Genomic DNA, 16324 nt, shown 5'->3' on the forward strand with positions numbered 1-16324 from the left:
AGCATTTTTTATTAGAGGCACGGGATTACATGGAAATCGGTCTGCGCGAGTGGCTGATCGTCATCGGCATTATTGTCATTGCCGGTATTCTTTTTGATGGCTGGCGCCGTATGCGCGGCGGCAAGGGCAAGCTCAAGTTCCGTCTGGACCGCAACCTGTCCAACTTGCCCGACGACGACGGCAGCGCCGAGCTGCTGGGGCCGCCCCGTGTGCTGGATACCCACAAGGAACCGCAACTGGACGAACATGACTTGCCGTCCATGAGCGCCCCTGTGCGCGAAGCCCGTGAACCGTCTTCCAAGCGTGGCAAACGTGGCAGTGCCGCCGCCGCCGAGCCGCATCAGGGCGACCTGAACCTGGGCGTGGACGACGGCCCGAGCTTCAGCAGCCGCGATGACGATTTCCCTGACGAGAGCCCGGCCAAGAGTGCGCCGCGCCAGTCGGTGAACGATCAGCCGGCCGCCGAAGAAGTCCTGGTGATCAGCGTGATCTGCCGCGACGCCGCTGGCTTCAAGGGCCCGGCACTGTTGCAGAACATTCTGGAAAGCGGCCTGCGCTTTGGCGAGATGGATATCTTCCACCGCCACGAAAGCATGGCCGGTAATGGCGAAGTGCTGTTCTCGATGGCCAACGCGGTCAAGCCGGGCACCTTCGACCTGGACGATATCGACCTGTTCAGCACCCCGGCCGTGAGCTTCTTCCTCGGCCTGCCGGGTCCGCGTCATCCGAAACAGGCCTTCGACGTGATGGTTGCCGCAGCGCGCAAACTGTCCCAGGAGCTCAACGGCGAACTGAAGGACGATCAGCGCAGCGTCCTGACCGCCCAGACCATCGAACACTACCGTCAGCGCATCGTCGAGTTCGAGCGTCGCGCCCTGACACAGAAACGCTGAGGTTTGGCCTCAAGCGTTGTCGATAGAATAAGCGCACCAACATTTGAGCAGCTTCGGCTGCTCTTTTGCTTTATGAGAGAACACCCATGACCGCCGCCCACACCCGCATCCTCGAATTGCGCGCTGAACTGGATCAGCACGACTACCGTTATTACGTCCTCGACGAGCCGAGCATCCCAGACGCCGAGTACGATCGCTTGTTCCAGGAACTCAAGGCCCTGGAGGCCGAGCATCCGGAGCTGGTCACGCGTGATTCGCCGACGCAGCGGGTCGGCGGTGCGGCGTTGTCGGCGTTCACTCAGGTCAAGCATGAGATTCCGATGCTCAGCCTGGGCAACGCCTTCGATGAAACCACCATGCTCGAGTTCGATCGCCGGGTGACCGAAGGCCTCGACCTGCCGACCGGCGACCTGTTTGGCGGCGGTGCCGCGGTGGAATACAGCTGCGAGCCGAAGTTGGATGGCCTGGCGGTCAGCCTGCTGTATCTGAACGGCGAACTGGTGCGCGGCGCCACCCGGGGCGACGGCACCACCGGCGAAGACATCAGCGTGAATGTGCGTACCGTGCGCAATATCCCGTTGAAGCTGCACGGCAGCGGCTGGCCGGCGACCCTGGAAGTGCGCGGCGAGGTGTTCATGTCCAAGGCCGGTTTCGAGCGCCTGAACGCCTCGCAACTGGAAGTCGGCGGCAAGACCTTCGCCAACCCGCGCAACGCCGCCGCCGGCAGCCTGCGCCAGCTGGATTCGAAAATCACCGCCAGCCGTCCGCTGGAGTTCTGCTGCTACGGCATTGGCCAGGTGACGGCGGATATCAGCGACACCCACATCGGCAATTTGCAGCAGTTGCAGAAGTGGGGCATGCCGATCAGCCATGAGCTGAAACTGGCCAAGGGCATCCAGGAATGCCTGGACTACTACCGCGATATCGGCGAGCGGCGTAGCAACCTGCCCTATGAAATCGACGGCGTGGTGTTCAAGGTCAACAGCATTGCCTCCCAGCGCGAACTGGGTTTCCGCGCTCGCGAGCCGCGGTGGGCGATCGCGCACAAATTCCCGGCCATGGAAGAGTTGACCGAGCTGCTCGACGTGGAATTCCAGGTCGGCCGCACCGGCGCCGTCACCCCGGTGGCGCGGCTGAAACCGGTCAAGGTCGCGGGTGTGACCGTGTCCAACGCCACCCTGCACAACATGGATGAAGTGGCGCGGCTGGGCCTGATGATCGGCGACACGGTGATCATCCGCCGCGCCGGGGACGTGATCCCGCAGGTCGTCTCGGTGGTCACCGAGCGCCGCCCGGCACACGCCCGCGCGGTGCATATCCCGGAAAGCTGCCCGGTGTGCGGCTCCCACGTCGAGCGCACGCAACTGGTCAAGCGCAGCAAGGGCAAGGAAACCGTCAGCGAAGGCGCGGTGTACCGCTGCGTCGGTCGCCTGGCCTGCGGGGCGCAGCTCAAGCAGGCGATCATCCATTTCGTCTCGCGCCGGGCGATGGACATCGACGGCCTGGGCGACAAGACCATCGAGCAACTGGTCGACGAAAAACTCATCGCCTCGCCGGCGGATCTGTACATGCTCAAGTACGAACAGATCATCGACCTGGAAGGCTTCGCCGATGTCTCCAGCAAAAAGCTGATCAGCGCCATCGAACACAGCAAGACGCCGACCCTGGCACGTTTCATCTACGCCCTGGGCATTCCCGACGTGGGCGAGGAGACCGCCAAGGTGCTGGCGCGCTCCCTGGCGTCCCTGGAGCGCGTGCAGCGCGCTTTGCCGGAAGTGCTGACGTACCTGCCGGACGTTGGCCTGGAAGTGGCGCACGAGATCCACAGCTTCTTTGAGGATCGCCACAACCAGGACGTGATCGGCGCGCTGTTGGCGCCGGACAAGTGCGGCCTGCAACTGCAGGACCAAGGCGACCTGGCCGCGGAGTTCGCCGCCAGCACCACCCTCGGCGGTTTGCTCGACAAACTCAACGTGCCCAGCGTCGGCCCCGGCGCCGCGCAGAAACTGGCGGACAAGTTCGGCTCCCTCGAAGGCGTGATCAAGGCCGACTGGCTCGATATGCGCCAGGCGCTGCCCGAGAAGCAGGCCAAGGCCGTGCGCGAGTTCTTCGATAACCCCGACCACGCCCAGCGTGCCCTGGCCATCGAGCAGCAACTCGAGGAATTCGGCATGCACTGGCAGAGCGCGAAAAAAGTGATCGAAGGTTTGCCGGAGGCGGGGCACACCTGGGTGCTGACCGGCTCGCTGGAGCGGATGAGCCGCGACGTGGCCAAGGACAAGCTCGAAAGCCTCGGCGCCAAGGTGGCCGGTTCAGTGTCGGCGAAAACCTATTGCGTGGTGGCCGGGCCGGGTGCCGGTTCGAAGTTGGCCAAGGCCAGCGAACTGGGCCTGAAGGTTCTGGACGAAGACGCCTTCGTGGACTTTCTGGCTCGGCACAACATCACTGTCTGACAACTTCTTGTGATGCGGGCGCTTGCTCCCGCTGGGCTGCGAAGCGGCCCTTCGAAGAAAGTGGAACGATCCCGGGCGCGAAATGATCTAGTCTTCGTCACCCCGGGAGAGATCGCCATGTACCGCTTCTTCGAGCAACTCAGTTCGCGCATCGCCGCACCGTTCATGGCCGAATCCTCGCGCAACAGCAAGGTCTGGCAGTGCCGGTGTGGCCAGTCGTTGTTCTTTCGCAACAGCCAATGCCTGGCCTGCTCGGCGCTGCTCGGCTACCCACCGCAACAAAGCCGCCTGTCTTCATTGCACGCGGGCCCGGTCGTCGACACTTGGCTGCTGGACGACAACCCCGACGCCGGCGCTTTCCGCCGCTGCGCCAACCTCGACAGCCCGGCCGCCTGCAACTGGCTGATTCCCGCCCACAGCACCGCCGCGCTGTGCGTGGCGTGCAGCCTGAATCGCACCATTCCCGACCTGTCGATCGCAGAAAACCCCGAGCGCTGGGGCAAGGTCGAGACGGCCAAGCGCCGGCTGGTGGCGCAACTGATCAGCCTGGGCCTGCAGGTCGTGCCCAAAAGCGTCGACGAAGACAACGGCCTGGCCTTCGACTTCGTTGGCATCGACCTGGAAGGCAACGCGCCGACCACCGGCCATGCCAACGGCCTGATCACCCTCGACATCAAGGAAGCCGACGATGCCCACCGCGAAAAAATCCGCGTGCAGATGCGCGAACCGTACCGCACCTTGCTCGGCCACTTTCGCCATGAAGTCGGCCATTACTATTGGGACCGGCTGATCGCCAACAGCCACTGGCTTCCAGCGTTTCGCCACCTGTTCGGCGACGAACGCGCCAGTTACGCCGACGCCCTCGACCAGCACTACCAGAACGGCCCGCGCGCGGATTGGCACCACACCTGCGTCAGCGCCTACGCCACCATGCACCCCTGGGAAGACTGGGCCGAAACCTGGGCGCATTACCTGCACATGATGGACGCCGTCGACACCGCCCTGGGCTTCGGCATGAGCGCCCGCGAAATGGACCTGGATTACCAGCCGTTCCCCCGCACCACCCTCTACGACCCCGAACACCCCGGCGGCGCGGCGTTCCTGTCATTCGTCAACGCCTGGATCGAACTGGCCGGCATGCTCAACGAACTGTCCCGCGCCATGGGCCAGCCGGATTTCTACCCCTTCGTACTGCCACCGGCAGTGATCGCCAAGCTGCACTTCATTCACCTGGTCATCCAGGAAGAGGGCGGCAGGGCGGATGAGGCCCTGCAGGCACAGGCATGAAGGAGAGATCCGGGCGGTTAGGGCAAGTGCTTGAACCTCTTCATTTTTTAATCCCGTACTAACGGTTGTAACTTCCGATCAGATCGGTACAATGGCGCGGCTTGCCGAGAGGCCAGCGTCGTTATGGTGACCCCATCGGTCCCCCCGCAACGATTACCCGTGAACCTGGTCAGAGCCGGAAGGCAGCAGCCACAGCGGGAACATTGTGTGCCGGGGTGTGGCTGGTGGGGTTGCCTCCATAACGCTCCTCCTTGCCGTACCTCTTCTGTTTCACATCCTTCCAGCTTCTTTTCAGTCATCTGCCGTTGTTTTACTGCGCAGCGTATGACGGCTATTTCACACCGTTAAAAAGCCCTGCTGGACAACCTCAAACCACCTTGTTAGTTTCCGCCGGCCACTTGTTTCAGAGTATAACAATGGCGCTGATTTGATATTGAAGTGCTATCACTTCTTTAACTAACAAGGATGTCTGTGATGAAAAGCCTGCAGGGGTTACCCCGTCTTATCAGTGCTTCAGTTGGCTCGCCCGGTAAAGCCCGTAACTTGCCCGCCGATGTTCAGTGCATTCAGTATTTATTCAATTTGATCATCCCCAAGATGGGGTTTCCGTTGGCTGAAAACGGCAAGTGCGACGGCCAACTGGTGCAGTGCATCAGCCAGTATCAGTTCCGTCATCTCAAGTACGCCCATCCCGATGGCGTGATCGACCCCACCGGTCGCACGTTCAACAGCCTGATCGAGGAAGCGGTGAAGGTGCCGGTGAAGGCCTTCCCGACGATGCGTATCCCGAGCTTTCTCAATGTGTTCGGCAACAACAGCGGCGGTGCGGTGCAGGCCACGGTCAATGTGTACCTGGACCGCATGCGCGCGATGGTCGAGGCCGAGCGGCGCAATCGGCAGTTGATACTTCAGGCCACGTGCGACGGGGGCATTACCCTGAGCGATAGCGACTTCCAGAACGCCGCTACGCAGCTGGGCAATGGTATTTCCGTCAATATCATCAGGGCCTTCGCCACCGTGGAATCGGGTGGGCGTTCCGGGTTCGGCCCGGCCAAGTTGCCGGTGATCGCCTTTGAGGGGCACCAGTTTCGCAAGTACACCAAGCGTATCTACGACCAGGCGCACCCGCTGCTGTCGTACCCCTACGTCAGAAAGGCCGGGCCGCAGTGGCAGGTCAATAACAAGGATCAGATCAAGGCCTGGGAAACCATGGCCACCGCATTTGCGCTGAATCAGGAAGCTGCCTTGATGTCGGCCTCATGGGGCATGTTTCAGATCATGGGGTTCAATTTCGCGGCATGCGGTTACACAAGCGTATTTGAGTTCGTTGCCGCATTAAAAGTTAATGCCGGTAATCAACTAAAGGCTTTCCTCGCCTTGTGCAGCCACAGCCCGGCATTGATGAAAGCCATGAAAGCCAAAGACTTTACCGCCATGGCCCGTAACTATAACGGCGAGGACTACGGCAACTATGACGACCTCATGAAAAAAGCCTACGACGCACTTGAGAGGAAAAAATAAGATGATCCGTTATCTCGCGATGGGTGTGTTGTCGTGGTGTGCCGTGGCGCCGGTATTCGCCGGTTCCGCTGTGTTGCATTCGGGCAAGTACGAAGGGTTGATGCTGGCGGTGACGCCCGAGCATCAGGTCGAAGGTTTCTACGCCGAAGAACTGGGCGAGGGCGTGACCCGTGGTTGCGCGTTCTACCTGCAAGGCCAGCCCGACGCGTTGACCACCTGGCTTGACGATGCCTACCCCGGCAGCGTGGCGCCTTCGTCCGACGGCGTGACCCTGACCGTCGAACAGGGTCGCCAGCATCCCGGTTGCATCAGTGTGTTGATGCCGGAAATCGCCACCGGCCTGGACCTGAGCCAGACTGCCAACAAGCCATGGATCGGCCTGGTGACCGTGTCCGCCGACAAGGCCTACTTGCTGAAGACCCCGCGCGCCAAGGCGGCCAAGCGTGCGTATATCGTCAAAGGGGATGTGGTCGGCGTGCTGGCTTTCAAGGACGGCTGGGCCCAGGTCGAGTTCGTCAATGCTCAGGATCGGTCGTTCATCGGCTGGATCAGCCAGGATCAGTACGCGCGATTGGCTGCCCCGAAAAGCTGATGTTCGCTCAGGGTTGGCCGAAGGTTTCGCGCAGCAGCCCGGCGAATGCATCCCGGGCCAGATGTCGCTGGGTGTCCTTGTGCCAGAACAGCAGGTTATCCACGGCCGCCAGTTCTTCGAACCGGTATGACGCCAGCTGATTGGCCTGCTCATAGCGCGCCAGAATGCCCTCCGGCGCCAGCGCCACGCCGATCCCCGCGCTGACGCAGCCGATGATCGTGCCCCAACTGGCATAGCTGGCGATGGTCGGCTTGAAGTCATGGGGCTTGACCCAGTTTTCCAAGGCCGCGCGATAAGGGCAGCCAGGCGGCCAGACGAGCAGGGTTCGCCCTGCCAGGTCCTCGGCACGCTTGATCGGTGCGCTGCAGGCGCTGGCGATCAGCACCAGGCGTTCGCTGTAGACCACGCTGTGTTCGAGCTTGGAGCGTTTGTTGCCGGCGGCCACCAGCGCCACGTCCAGGCGGTGGTGTTGCAGGTCGTCGAGCAGTTGGCCCCAGGCGCCGGTCACCAGTTCGAGGCTGACGTCGGGGTAGCGTCGATGGTATTCCGCCAGCAGCGGTGGCAGGCGGCCGCTGGCGCTGGACTCTACCGCGCCGATCCGCAAGGTGCCCCGCGGGATAGCGTTGGCGTCCACCGCGCGTTTGGATTCGTCCACCAGGGCCAGGATGCGTTCGCAGTAATCGAGGAAGATTTCACCGGCGGCGCTGATCGCCAGCCCGCGTCCGGCACGGATGAACAGTGGCGTGCCCAATTCGCTTTCCAGCTGTTTGATGCGCGTGGTGATGTTCGACGGCACGCAATGCAATTGCGCCGCGGCCTGAGCCACGCTGCCGGTTTGCGCCACGGCTCGCACCATCTTCAGTTGGGCCATTTCCATTGCTCAGTTCCACTGATTTCAGAAGTCAGAAACGCTTAATTGTCCTACGGCGTGACCCGGCCAAGACTGGCGGCATTCCTTCTCTGTTTCTGGATGCCGTTGATGAATTCCCCGTCACGCCTAAAGCTTACGCTAGTCATCGCCAGCGTGATCCTCTGCTGGGCCTATTCGCCGGTTGGCGTACACATGGGGCTGCGCAGCTACAGTCCGGGTCAACTGGCGTTGCTGCGATTTTTGATCGCCTCGGTGTTTATGGGCGGCGTCGCGTTGGTGCTGGATGTCGGTCGGCCGCGCCTGCGAGATGTGCCGTGGTTGCTGGTGCTGGGTTTTTTCGGGGTGTTCCTGCATCACACTTGCCTCAACTATGGGCAGCAATGGGTCACGGCGGCGGCGTCCAGTGTATTGGCGCAGTCGGCGCCGCTGTTCAGTGTGCTGATCGCGTTTTTTTGCTTGAGGGAGCGGGTCAGTGTCTGGCGCTGGAGCTGTGTATTGCTGGGGTTGCTTGGCGTGCTGGTGGTGATCTGGGGTGAGCAGGGCGTGGGCGACATCGACCCGCGTGGCCTGTTGATCCTGCTGGCGGCGGTGTCATGGAGCGTGTATTTCGCCATCCAGAAACACTGTGCCCACCGCTACAGCCCGCTGACCCTGGCGTGCTACATGGTGTGGTCGGGCACGTTGATGCTCTGCGTGAACCTGCCAGGCCTGCCCGCCGCCGTGGCGCAGGCGCCCTGGCCGGAAAACCTGGCGGTGCTGGTGCTGGGCATTTTCCCCAGTGCCTTGGCGTACCTGGCCTGGGCTTATGTGTTGAAGCATGTCGAGGTCAGCCGTGCATCGGTGGCGATGTACTTGATTCCGCCGGTGGCCATGGCGATGGCGGCGATATTGCTGGGCGAGCACGTCGCCGGGCAGGTGATGCTCGGCGCGATGATCGTACTCGCCAGTGTGGCGGCCATCAGCCTGGAAGGCCGTTGGCGGCGCGGCTCAGTTGCTCATGCAGAACGCGCGCAACCGATGGCCGTCGAGGTCCTGGGCGACAAAGGTGTAGCCAAAGTCCAGGACGGTCGGTGACTGGATGATCGTGGCGCCCCGCGCCAACCATTGGGCATGCAGGGCATCCACGGCGGCGTTGTCGGGCAGGGGGAAACCCAATTCGCCGCCACCGCCCGTGACCTGGGTGGCCGGCTCTACGCTGTGGCGCGACCACAGGCCGAGCTTGACGCCATTATCGAGAATGAACAGGGCAAAGGTCGGGTTCAATTCAACCGGTGGCTTGTCCAGCAGGCGGCTGTAGAAGTTGGCGCTGGTGGCAGGGCTGTCGACATACAGCAGGAAGTAATGGGCGACGGTATTCATGGAGGCTCCTTGAGGACGGGGTGGTTGAGCCCAGTCTAAAAGACGGCGCTGTCAGTTCTTGTCAGGAGCGTGCGGGGGCACGGCGTCTTCGCCGGTGTACAGCTGGATGATGTCGTCGATTTCGCCTGACATCTTCATCCGCAGCAGGGTGCGCAGGATTTGTTGCACCGGCAGGTCCGGGTCGTTGCGCACGGCGCAGCCCAGGCTTTGCTCCTCGATGATGGCGACTTTGTGCAGTCGCTGTTCCATCGGCAGGTGCTGGTTGAAGCGGTCGACGATCCATTCATTGCTCACCGCATACTTGAAGCGCCCGGCCACCAGTTTGTGCAGTACTTGTTCTTCGCTGCGGGCGTCGTCGCGCCTCAGTTGGCCTTTGGCGAACAATGGGTCGAGCGTGGGGTAGCGGTAATTGAGCACCGTTCCGATCGACTGCGGCGCCAGCCGGGCCAATTGCACCGGCTGGTTGCGGACGCTGACCAATACGTTGCGCTGGACCAGCAACGGCAGGCTCCAGAGGTAGTCGCCAGACAGGTTGTCGAGCCAGGCCTGGGCGACATAACAGCGCACATCGATGTCGCCATGGGCCATGGCCGCGGCAATGCGTGCCCGCGCCAGTACGTGGAACTCGGCCGGGCGGCCGACCTGGGTGGCCAGGCTCGACATCAGGTCATACAAAATACCCTGGGTGGGCTGGCCGTCCTCCACTTGCACCATAGGCATCGCCCAACTGTCGGAAACCGAGAAGCGCAACGGCGCGGGCGCCGCAAGGCTGGCGGTGGTGAGCATCCATAAGGCGCCCAGGACTACGCGCATACACTCTCCGGGTTCAGGCCTTTTCGGGGCCGCTCAGGCAATCTTAGGCAGATAAGGCAAGCGTGCCGGATGCAATTTCCCCCTTGCTCCGCTAGCATTACCGGCTTCCGCTTCTCAGTTGCGACGGTTTTCGATGAGTTATCAGGTTCTTGCACGTAAATGGCGCCCGCGCTCGTTCCGCGAAATGGTCGGCCAGACCCATGTGCTCAAGGCTCTGATCAATGCCTTGGACAGCCAACGGCTGCACCACGCCTACCTGTTTACCGGTACTCGCGGTGTCGGCAAGACTACCATTGCCCGAATCATTGCCAAGTGCCTGAACTGTGAGACGGGCATCACCTCGACGCCCTGCGGTACCTGCTCGGTATGCCGCGAGATCGACGAAGGGCGTTTCGTCGACCTGATCGAGATCGACGCCGCGAGCCGCACCAAGGTCGAAGACACCCGCGAGCTGCTCGATAACGTGCAGTACGCGCCGAGCCGTGGCCGCTTCAAGGTCTACCTGATCGACGAAGTCCACATGCTTTCCAGTCATTCGTTCAACGCATTGTTGAAAACCCTGGAAGAGCCGCCGCCCTACGTCAAATTCATCCTGGCGACCACCGACCCGCAGAAACTCCCTGCAACGATTTTGTCGCGGTGCCTGCAGTTCTCCCTGAAAAACATGACCCCGGAGCGCGTGGTCGAGCACTTGACCCATGTGCTGGGTGTCGAAAACGTACCGTTCGAAGACGACGCGCTGTGGCTGCTCGGCCGTGCCTCCGATGGTTCGATGCGTGACGCCATGAGCCTCACCGACCAGGCCATTGCCTTTGGTGAAGGCAAGGTCATGGCCGCCGATGTGCGTGCCATGCTCGGCACCCTCGACCACGGCCAGGTGTTCGACGTGCTGCACGCGCTGATCGAAGGCGACGCCAAGGCGTTGCTCGAAGCCGTGCGCCACTTGTCGGAACAGGGCCCGGACTGGAACGGTGTGCTCTCGGAAATCCTCAACGTGCTGCACCGCGTCGCCATCGCCCAGGCCCTGCCCGAAGGCGTCGACAACGGCCACGGCGACCGCGATCGCGTGTTGGCCCTGGCCCAGGCGTTGCCGGCCGAAGACGTGCAGTTCTACTACCAGATGGGCCTGATCGGTCGCCGGGACTTGCCCCTCGCACCAGACCCGCGTGGCGGCTTCGAAATGGTCCTGCTGCGCATGCTGGCCTTCCGCCCCGCCGATGCGACGGACGCGCCGAGACAGCCGCTAAAGCCAGTGGGGATCAGCCAGGCCACAGTTGATTCCGCCAAATCAGTGGCTGGCGCGGCGGTGGTCGCGCCAGCGGTTGCTGCGCCTGCGCCGGTTGCGCCGGTGCCTGAGCCGGTGGTTGTCGCGCCGGTGATCGCGCCGGTGCCGGTTGTCGAGCCCGAACCGGCCCCGGTGGTCGACCTGCCCTGGAATGCCCCGGCAGAGGCTGAACCCGAGGTCGAGCTGCAGCCCGCCGTGGAGCCCGTGCTGGAAACCGCCGGCGAGCAGCCCGAGCTGACGCCGATGCCTACGCCAATGCCGGACAGCGTGGTACCGGATGCGCCGGAATGGGTCAGTGCGCCCGTCCCCGAGCCGACCGTCGCCCAGGTGGACGCCGCAACGCCCGGCATCGACCTGGACGACGAACCGCCGCTGGACGAAGACTACATCGAGCCGGACATCGATTCGGCCTACAGCTACCTGGACGAACTGGCCAGCGAACACACCGCCGAGCCGGCCCCCGAGCCCGAAGCGGAACCCGCTGCCGCGCCGGCCACCGGCCTGGCCCTGCAATGGCTGGAGCTGTTCCCGAAACTGCCGATTTCCGGCATGACCGGCAGCATCGCCGCCAACTGCACCCTGATCGCCATCGAGGGCGACCACTGGTTGCTGCACCTGGACCCGGCCCACAGCGCCCTGTTCAACGCGACCCAGCAGCGCCGGCTCAACGATGCCCTCAACCAGTATCATGAGCGCACGCTGAGCATCACCATCGAGTTGATCAAGCCCGAGCAGGAAACCCCGGCCCAGGCCGCGACCCGCCGACGCCTCAATCGCCAGCGCGAGGCCGAGGAGTCGATCCACGGTGACCCGCTCATCCAACAATTGATGCAACAGTTCGGCGCGGTCGTCCGTCACGATACTATTGAACCTGTCGAAGCCCCGGTGCCCCAGGCGTCATGACACCGGGCTACTTATTGATCCACGTACTTTTGAGGTGATTCCCATGATGAAAGGTGGCATGGCCGGCCTGATGAAGCAGGCACAGCAGATGCAGGAAAAGATGGCCAAGATGCAGGAAGAGCTGGCCAACGCCGAAGTCACCGGTAAAGCCGGTGGCGATATGGTCAGCGTGGTGATGACCGGTCGTCACGACATCAAGCGCGTGAGCATCGACCCGAGCCTGCTCGAAGGCGTCAGCGATGACGACCGTGAAGTGCTGGAAGATCTGTTCGCCGCGGCCGTCAATGACGCTGTGCGCAAGATCGAAGCCAACAGCCAGGACAAAATGTCCGGCGTGACCGCTGGCATGCAACTGCCACCGGGCATGAAACTGCCGTTCTGATCGGCCAGCCTTAGCTAGACTGGAATGCCAGGCATCGCGCCTGGCATTTTTTTTGGCTGTTTTCCCCTGCGTAGCGGCTACGCAAGGGTAACTTTGTCGAACCTCGGCGCCTTGGCCAGTGTCTGCACTTGATGCCATTGAATTCGACCCTCGATAACGGAGCCCCCCCGATGCCTCAAGAACTGATGCTTAACCAGCGCATTGTCCTGGTCTCGCGCCCTCACGGCGCGCCAACCGCGGAAAACTTCCGCCTCGAACGTGTGACCCTGCCGGAACTGGCAGACGGCCAAGTCCTGTTGAAGACGCTGTACCTGTCCCTCGACCCCTACATGCGCGGGCGCATGAGTGATGCACCGTCCTACGCCGCTCCGGTGGAAATCGACGAAGTGATGACGGGTGGCGCTGTCAGCCGTATCGAGCAGTCGCGCAACCCGAAATTCGAAGCGGGCGACCTGGTGGTCGGCTCCACCGGCTGGCAAAGCCACAGCATTAGCGACGGTCGCAACCTGATGCCGGTGCCCAACGGTCTGGCCAGCCCGTCGATGGCGTTGGGTGTGCTGGGCATGCCGGGCATGACCGCCTACATGGGCCTGATGGACATCGGCCAGCCCAAGGCCGGCGAAACCCTGGTAGTGGCGGCCGCGTCCGGTGCGGTGGGCTCGGTGGTGGGCCAGGTGGCCAAGCTCAAGGGCCTGCGCGTGGTGGGTGTCGCGGGCGGGGCCGACAAGTGCCGTTACGTGGTGGATGAGCTGGGCTTTGATGCCTGCATCGATCACAAAAGCGAGAACTTCGCCAATGAATTGGCCCTGGCCTGTTTCAAGGGCGTGGATATCTACTTTGAAAACGTCGGCGGCAAGGTGTTCGATGCCGTGCTGCCGCTGCTCAACCCCAAGGCGCGGATCCCGCTATGCGGGCTGATCGCCGGCTATAACGCCCATGAAGCGCCCAGCGGCCCTGATCGACTGCCGGCGCTGCAACGCACCTTGCTGACCAAGCGCGTGCGTATCCAGGGCTTTATCGTGTTCGATGACTACGGCGATCGCCAGCCGGAATTCCTCAGCGCCATGGCGCCGTGGGTACGCGACGGCAAGATCAAGTTCCGCGAAGACATGGTCGACGGCCTGGAACACGCGCCTCAAGCCTTTATCGGTTTGCTCGAAGGACGCAACTTCGGCAAGTTGGTGGTGCGCGTCGCGCAGGATTGAGCATTTGACGCTAATCCGGGGCGCGGGTATAAACCGCGTCTCGTTGTTTTGTCGGACCCTTCGCCCATGAGCTTCAGCCCCCTGATTCGCCAACTGATCGACGCCCTGCGCACTTTGCCCGGTGTCGGCCAGAAAACCGCCCAGCGCATGGCGCTGCAACTGCTGGAGCGTGATCGCAGCGGCGGCACCCGGTTGGCCCAGGCCTTGAGCCAGGCCATGGAGGGCGTTGGTCACTGTCGCCAGTGCCGCACCCTCACCGAGGAAGAACTCTGCCCGCAATGCGCCGACCCGCGTCGCGATGACACGCTGTTATGCGTGGTGGAAGGGCCGATGGACGTGTACGCGGTGGAACAGACCGGTTATCGCGGGCGCTATTTCGTGCTCAAAGGCCATCTGTCGCCGTTGGACGGCCTGGGCCCGGAAGCCATCGGCATTCCGCAACTGGTGGCGCGGATCGAAGCGCAGGGCACGTTTACTGAAGTGATCCTGGCCACCAACCCGACCGTGGAGGGTGAAGCGACTGCGCATTACATCGCCCAACTGCTAAGCAACAAAGGCCTGGTCACGTCGCGGATCGCCCACGGTGTGCCGCTGGGTGGCGAGCTGGAGTTGGTGGACGGCGGCACCCTGGCGCATTCGTTTGCCGGTCGCAAACCCATCGCGCTTTAAGCCACGCGGCAGGACAAAGTGTGGGAGGGGGCTTGCTCCCACATGGGCTGTGTGGTGTCGGTGATAATCCTCAACGCTCGCTCAGCGCAAATTGCGTCAGGCAAAACGTCGGAATCTCCATATCTTCCAGGCGTTGCGTGCCACCCAGTTCCGGCAGGTCGATAATCGCCGCCGCTTCGAACACCTTCGCGCCCATGCGCCGCACCAGGTTTGCTGCGGCGATCAGCGTGCCGCCGGTGGCGATCAGGTCATCGAAGATCAGTACCGAGTCGCCTTCACACAGGCTGTCGGCATGCACTTCGAGGAAGGCTTCGCCGTATTCGGTCTGGTAACCCTCGGCCAACACGTCGGCCGGCAGCTTGCCCTGTTTGCGGAACAGGATCAGCGGTTTGTTCAATTGGTAGGCGATGATCGAGCCGATCAGGAAACCCCGGGCATCCATCGCACCGATATGGCTGAAATCGGCTTCGACGTAGCGATGGACGAAGGTGTCGGCCACCAGGCGCAGGGCCTTGGGCGACTGGAACAGCGGCGTGATGTCACGAAAGATCACCCCAGGCTTGGGGAAGTCGATGACAGGGCGGATCAGGGATTTGATGTCGAACGAATCGAAGGTCATCGTCGCAGAGTCCAGGGGCGGAAAACGGACTCGAAGTATACCTTGCGGCCTGGCCGATTGGCGCGGCCGCAAGTGTCTGGATCAGCCCTCCAGGGAGCCGCCCGCCAACGCACACAGCTGGATCGGGTCGAGGATGTGTACTTCCTTGCCTTCGGCGGCAAGCAGTTCGTTCTGCTGGAAACGGGTAAATACCCGGGACACGGTTTCCACCGCCAGGCCCAGGTAATTGCCGATTTCATTGCGCGACATGCTCAGGCGGAACTGGTTGGCCGAGAAACCACGGGCACGGAACCGCGCCGACAGGTTGACCAGGAAGGTGGCGATGCGCTCGTCGGCGGTTTTCTTCGACAACAGCAGCATCATTTGCTGGTCGTCCCGGATCTCGCGGCTCATGACACGCATCAGTTGGCGGCGCAGTTGCGGCAGTTGCAGGGCCAGTTCGTCCAGGCGTTCGAAAGGAATTTCGCACACCGATGTGGTCTCCAGTGCCTGAGCCGACACCGGATGAATCTCGGTGTCCATCCCCGACAACCCGACCAGCTCGCTCGGCAGGTGGAAGCCGGTGATCTGCTCTTCGCCACTGTCGCTCAGGCTGAAGGTCTTCAATGCACCCGAACGTACTGCATAGACAGAATCGAACTTGTCGCCCTGGCGATATAGAAACTCGCCTTTTTTCAGTGGGCGTCCACGTTTAACGATTTCGTCCAGCGCATCCATGTCTTCCAGATTCAATGAAAGTGGTAAGCAGAGGGGGGCCAGGCTGCAATCCTTGCAATGGGCCTGGCTGTTAGCGCGCAGCTTAACGGGCTCGGACATTTCTTAAATCCTTGTGGGAAAACACACATAAGACATAAGGGTAACGCACTGTGGGTAGAAGAGGCCAGCATGGACGAAAAACCGATGCCGGGATAAAGATTATTGTATCGATGCCGATACAAGTCAGTGTCCCTTAGAGCCTGGAGGCTCACATCATGCTTTCCATTGGTGAAAACTCTGCTGCCAAGCTGCCGGTTCCGGCGGTTCGCGAGCCCAAGGACCTGGTGGCGGAGGCTAAAGAAGCCAAGGCAGCCAAAGCACTTGAGGACGCCACGTCGGCGCCGCTGCGTCCGGCCAAGGCGGTCGAGGGCGTGACCGTGACTATTTCCGGAGCGGCATTGAAGGCTGCGGGTACCGCGAAGAAAGCCAACAGCGATATCGAAGAGAGTGGCTTGCCGGATAACATTCAGCAGACGCTGAAAATGATCCGTCAGATCAAGGAGCAGATCGCCAAGAAACAGGCCGAGCTGGCTGCAGTGATGGCGGACACGAGCCTGACGCCTGACCAGGCGCGGGTCAAGGCCAGCAACCTGCAAGCCTCACTCAGCGCACTGCAGGCGAGCCTGGTGACCGCGCAAGCCTCGCTGGCCAAAGCCATGAAAGGCCTGAGCGGCGAAGACGCCATGAAGGCGGCCTCCCTGGCGATGGCATAGAAC

General features: G+C 62.3%; 16 protein-coding genes and 1 other RNA gene. 12 read left to right on the forward strand and 5 right to left on the reverse strand.

All coding sequences use genetic code 11. The features are described from left to right. The first annotated feature begins 29 nt into the window (after nucleotides 1-29). The 6 genes from zipA to C5F70_RS02250 all read left to right on the forward strand — a co-directional run bounded on the left by zipA (nucleotide 30) and on the right by C5F70_RS02250 (nucleotide 6746). On the forward strand, nucleotides 30-893 hold the full coding sequence (gene zipA, locus C5F70_RS02225; protein ID WP_017845234.1) for a cell division protein ZipA: 864 nt from the start codon (nucleotides 30-32) through the stop codon (nucleotides 891-893). A gap of 86 nt (nucleotides 894-979) precedes the next feature. Then, nucleotides 980-3346, forward strand: a complete 2367-nt coding sequence (gene ligA, locus C5F70_RS02230) for an NAD-dependent DNA ligase LigA (protein ID WP_104902649.1) — start codon at nucleotides 980-982, stop codon at nucleotides 3344-3346. A 117-nt stretch (nucleotides 3347-3463) separates the two neighbouring features. Next, a complete protein-coding gene (locus C5F70_RS02235; protein WP_046382447.1) occupies nucleotides 3464-4633 on the forward strand; it encodes a putative zinc-binding metallopeptidase in 1170 nt (389 codons plus the stop codon). Nucleotides 4634-4766: 133 nt separating this feature from the next. Beyond that, an RNA gene (gene ffs, locus C5F70_RS02240) (signal recognition particle sRNA small type) lies at nucleotides 4767-4863 on the forward strand. A gap of 244 nt (nucleotides 4864-5107) precedes the next feature. After that, complete coding sequence (locus tag C5F70_RS02245; protein WP_104902650.1) at nucleotides 5108-6154, forward strand: N-acetylmuramidase family protein; 1047 nt, start codon at nucleotides 5108-5110, stop codon at nucleotides 6152-6154. A gap of 1 nt (nucleotide 6155) precedes the next feature. Then, nucleotides 6156-6746, forward strand: a complete 591-nt coding sequence (locus tag C5F70_RS02250; protein ID WP_104902651.1) for a hypothetical protein — start codon at nucleotides 6156-6158, stop codon at nucleotides 6744-6746. A 7-nt stretch (nucleotides 6747-6753) separates the two neighbouring features. Here the strand turns inward: C5F70_RS02250 and C5F70_RS02255 are convergent, their stop codons facing one another. Continuing rightward, nucleotides 6754-7623: a LysR family transcriptional regulator gene (locus tag C5F70_RS02255; protein WP_017845241.1), complete on the reverse strand. Its 870-nt coding sequence runs from the start codon at nucleotides 7621-7623 to the stop codon at nucleotides 6754-6756. A gap of 102 nt (nucleotides 7624-7725) precedes the next feature. Here C5F70_RS02255 and C5F70_RS02260 point away from each other — a divergent pair, with 102 nt between their 5' ends. Beyond that, complete coding sequence (locus tag C5F70_RS02260) at nucleotides 7726-8691, forward strand: DMT family transporter (protein WP_104902652.1); 966 nt, start codon at nucleotides 7726-7728, stop codon at nucleotides 8689-8691. On the opposite strand, the gene C5F70_RS02265 is transcribed toward C5F70_RS02260, so the two are convergent. Together C5F70_RS02265 and C5F70_RS02270 are read right to left on the reverse strand one after the other, a co-directional pair. After that, the gene (locus C5F70_RS02265) at nucleotides 8605-8976 is read right to left on the reverse strand and encodes a VOC family protein (RefSeq protein WP_104902653.1); all 372 of its coding nucleotides are present in this window, start codon (nucleotides 8974-8976) and stop codon (nucleotides 8605-8607) included. The genes C5F70_RS02260 and C5F70_RS02265 overlap by 87 nt on opposite strands. A gap of 51 nt (nucleotides 8977-9027) precedes the next feature. Next, a complete protein-coding gene (locus C5F70_RS02270; RefSeq protein ID WP_046489422.1) occupies nucleotides 9028-9789 on the reverse strand; it encodes an ABC transporter substrate-binding protein in 762 nt (253 codons plus the stop codon). Nucleotides 9790-9922: 133 nt separating this feature from the next. Between C5F70_RS02270 and dnaX the strand changes: the two genes are divergently transcribed. From dnaX to recR, 4 genes are all read left to right on the forward strand, one after another. Beyond that, nucleotides 9923-11977 (forward strand): DNA polymerase III subunit gamma/tau, encoded by a 2055-nt coding sequence (gene dnaX, locus C5F70_RS02275; protein ID WP_104902654.1) that lies wholly within the window; start codon nucleotides 9923-9925, stop codon nucleotides 11975-11977. Nucleotides 11978-12020: 43 nt separating this feature from the next. Beyond that, complete coding sequence (locus C5F70_RS02280; protein ID WP_017527493.1) at nucleotides 12021-12359, forward strand: YbaB/EbfC family nucleoid-associated protein; 339 nt, start codon at nucleotides 12021-12023, stop codon at nucleotides 12357-12359. 170 nt (nucleotides 12360-12529) lie between these two features. Then, entirely contained in the window at nucleotides 12530-13564 is a 1035-nt protein-coding gene (locus C5F70_RS02285; protein WP_104902655.1) for an NADP-dependent oxidoreductase, read from the forward strand. Nucleotides 13565-13630: 66 nt separating this feature from the next. After that, nucleotides 13631-14233, forward strand: coding sequence for a recombination mediator RecR (gene recR / locus C5F70_RS02290; protein WP_017845247.1), 603 nt, complete (start codon nucleotides 13631-13633; stop codon nucleotides 14231-14233). Between the two features lie 70 nt (nucleotides 14234-14303). Here the strand turns inward: recR and C5F70_RS02295 are convergent, their stop codons facing one another. Together C5F70_RS02295 and fnr are read right to left on the reverse strand one after the other, a co-directional pair. Continuing rightward, nucleotides 14304-14852: an adenine phosphoribosyltransferase gene (locus C5F70_RS02295; RefSeq protein ID WP_017845248.1), complete on the reverse strand. Its 549-nt coding sequence runs from the start codon at nucleotides 14850-14852 to the stop codon at nucleotides 14304-14306. Between the two features lie 81 nt (nucleotides 14853-14933). Next, complete coding sequence (gene fnr, locus C5F70_RS02300; RefSeq protein WP_017845249.1) at nucleotides 14934-15668, reverse strand: fumarate/nitrate reduction transcriptional regulator Fnr; 735 nt, start codon at nucleotides 15666-15668, stop codon at nucleotides 14934-14936. Between the two features lie 155 nt (nucleotides 15669-15823). On the opposite strand from fnr, the gene C5F70_RS02305 reads away from it, so the two are divergent. Beyond that, on the forward strand, nucleotides 15824-16321 hold the full coding sequence (locus C5F70_RS02305) for a hypothetical protein (protein ID WP_079444494.1): 498 nt from the start codon (nucleotides 15824-15826) through the stop codon (nucleotides 16319-16321). Nucleotides 16322-16324: the final 3 nt, after the last annotated feature.

The organism is Pseudomonas sp. LH1G9, from assembly GCF_002949975.1.
GTDB classification, from domain to species: Bacteria; Pseudomonadota; Gammaproteobacteria; order Pseudomonadales; family Pseudomonadaceae; genus Aquipseudomonas; species Aquipseudomonas veronii.

Excerpts from the sequence above, each read along its gene's own strand:
- zipA (WP_017845234.1), top strand. The coding sequence starts at position 30 with ATGGAAATCGGTCTGCGCGAGTGGCTGATCGTCATCGGCATTATTGTC.
- ligA (WP_104902649.1), top strand. The coding sequence starts at position 980 with ATGACCGCCGCCCACACCCGCATCCTCGAATTGCGCGCTGAACTGGAT.
- C5F70_RS02235 (WP_046382447.1), top strand. The coding sequence starts at position 3,464 with ATGTACCGCTTCTTCGAGCAACTCAGTTCGCGCATCGCCGCACCGTTC.
- C5F70_RS02245 (WP_104902650.1), top strand. The coding sequence starts at position 5,108 with ATGAAAAGCCTGCAGGGGTTACCCCGTCTTATCAGTGCTTCAGTTGGC.
- C5F70_RS02250 (WP_104902651.1), top strand. The coding sequence starts at position 6,156 with ATGATCCGTTATCTCGCGATGGGTGTGTTGTCGTGGTGTGCCGTGGCG.
- C5F70_RS02255 (WP_017845241.1), bottom strand. The coding sequence starts at position 7,623 with ATGGAAATGGCCCAACTGAAGATGGTGCGAGCCGTGGCGCAAACCGGC.
- C5F70_RS02260 (WP_104902652.1), top strand. The coding sequence starts at position 7,726 with ATGAATTCCCCGTCACGCCTAAAGCTTACGCTAGTCATCGCCAGCGTG.
- C5F70_RS02265 (WP_104902653.1), bottom strand. The coding sequence starts at position 8,976 with ATGAATACCGTCGCCCATTACTTCCTGCTGTATGTCGACAGCCCTGCC.
- C5F70_RS02270 (WP_046489422.1), bottom strand. The coding sequence starts at position 9,789 with ATGCGCGTAGTCCTGGGCGCCTTATGGATGCTCACCACCGCCAGCCTT.
- dnaX (WP_104902654.1), top strand. The coding sequence starts at position 9,923 with ATGAGTTATCAGGTTCTTGCACGTAAATGGCGCCCGCGCTCGTTCCGC.
- C5F70_RS02280 (WP_017527493.1), top strand. The coding sequence starts at position 12,021 with ATGATGAAAGGTGGCATGGCCGGCCTGATGAAGCAGGCACAGCAGATG.
- C5F70_RS02285 (WP_104902655.1), top strand. The coding sequence starts at position 12,530 with ATGCCTCAAGAACTGATGCTTAACCAGCGCATTGTCCTGGTCTCGCGC.
- recR (WP_017845247.1), top strand. The coding sequence starts at position 13,631 with ATGAGCTTCAGCCCCCTGATTCGCCAACTGATCGACGCCCTGCGCACT.
- C5F70_RS02295 (WP_017845248.1), bottom strand. The coding sequence starts at position 14,852 with ATGACCTTCGATTCGTTCGACATCAAATCCCTGATCCGCCCTGTCATC.
- fnr (WP_017845249.1), bottom strand. The coding sequence starts at position 15,668 with ATGTCCGAGCCCGTTAAGCTGCGCGCTAACAGCCAGGCCCATTGCAAG.
- C5F70_RS02305 (WP_079444494.1), top strand. The coding sequence starts at position 15,824 with ATGCTTTCCATTGGTGAAAACTCTGCTGCCAAGCTGCCGGTTCCGGCG.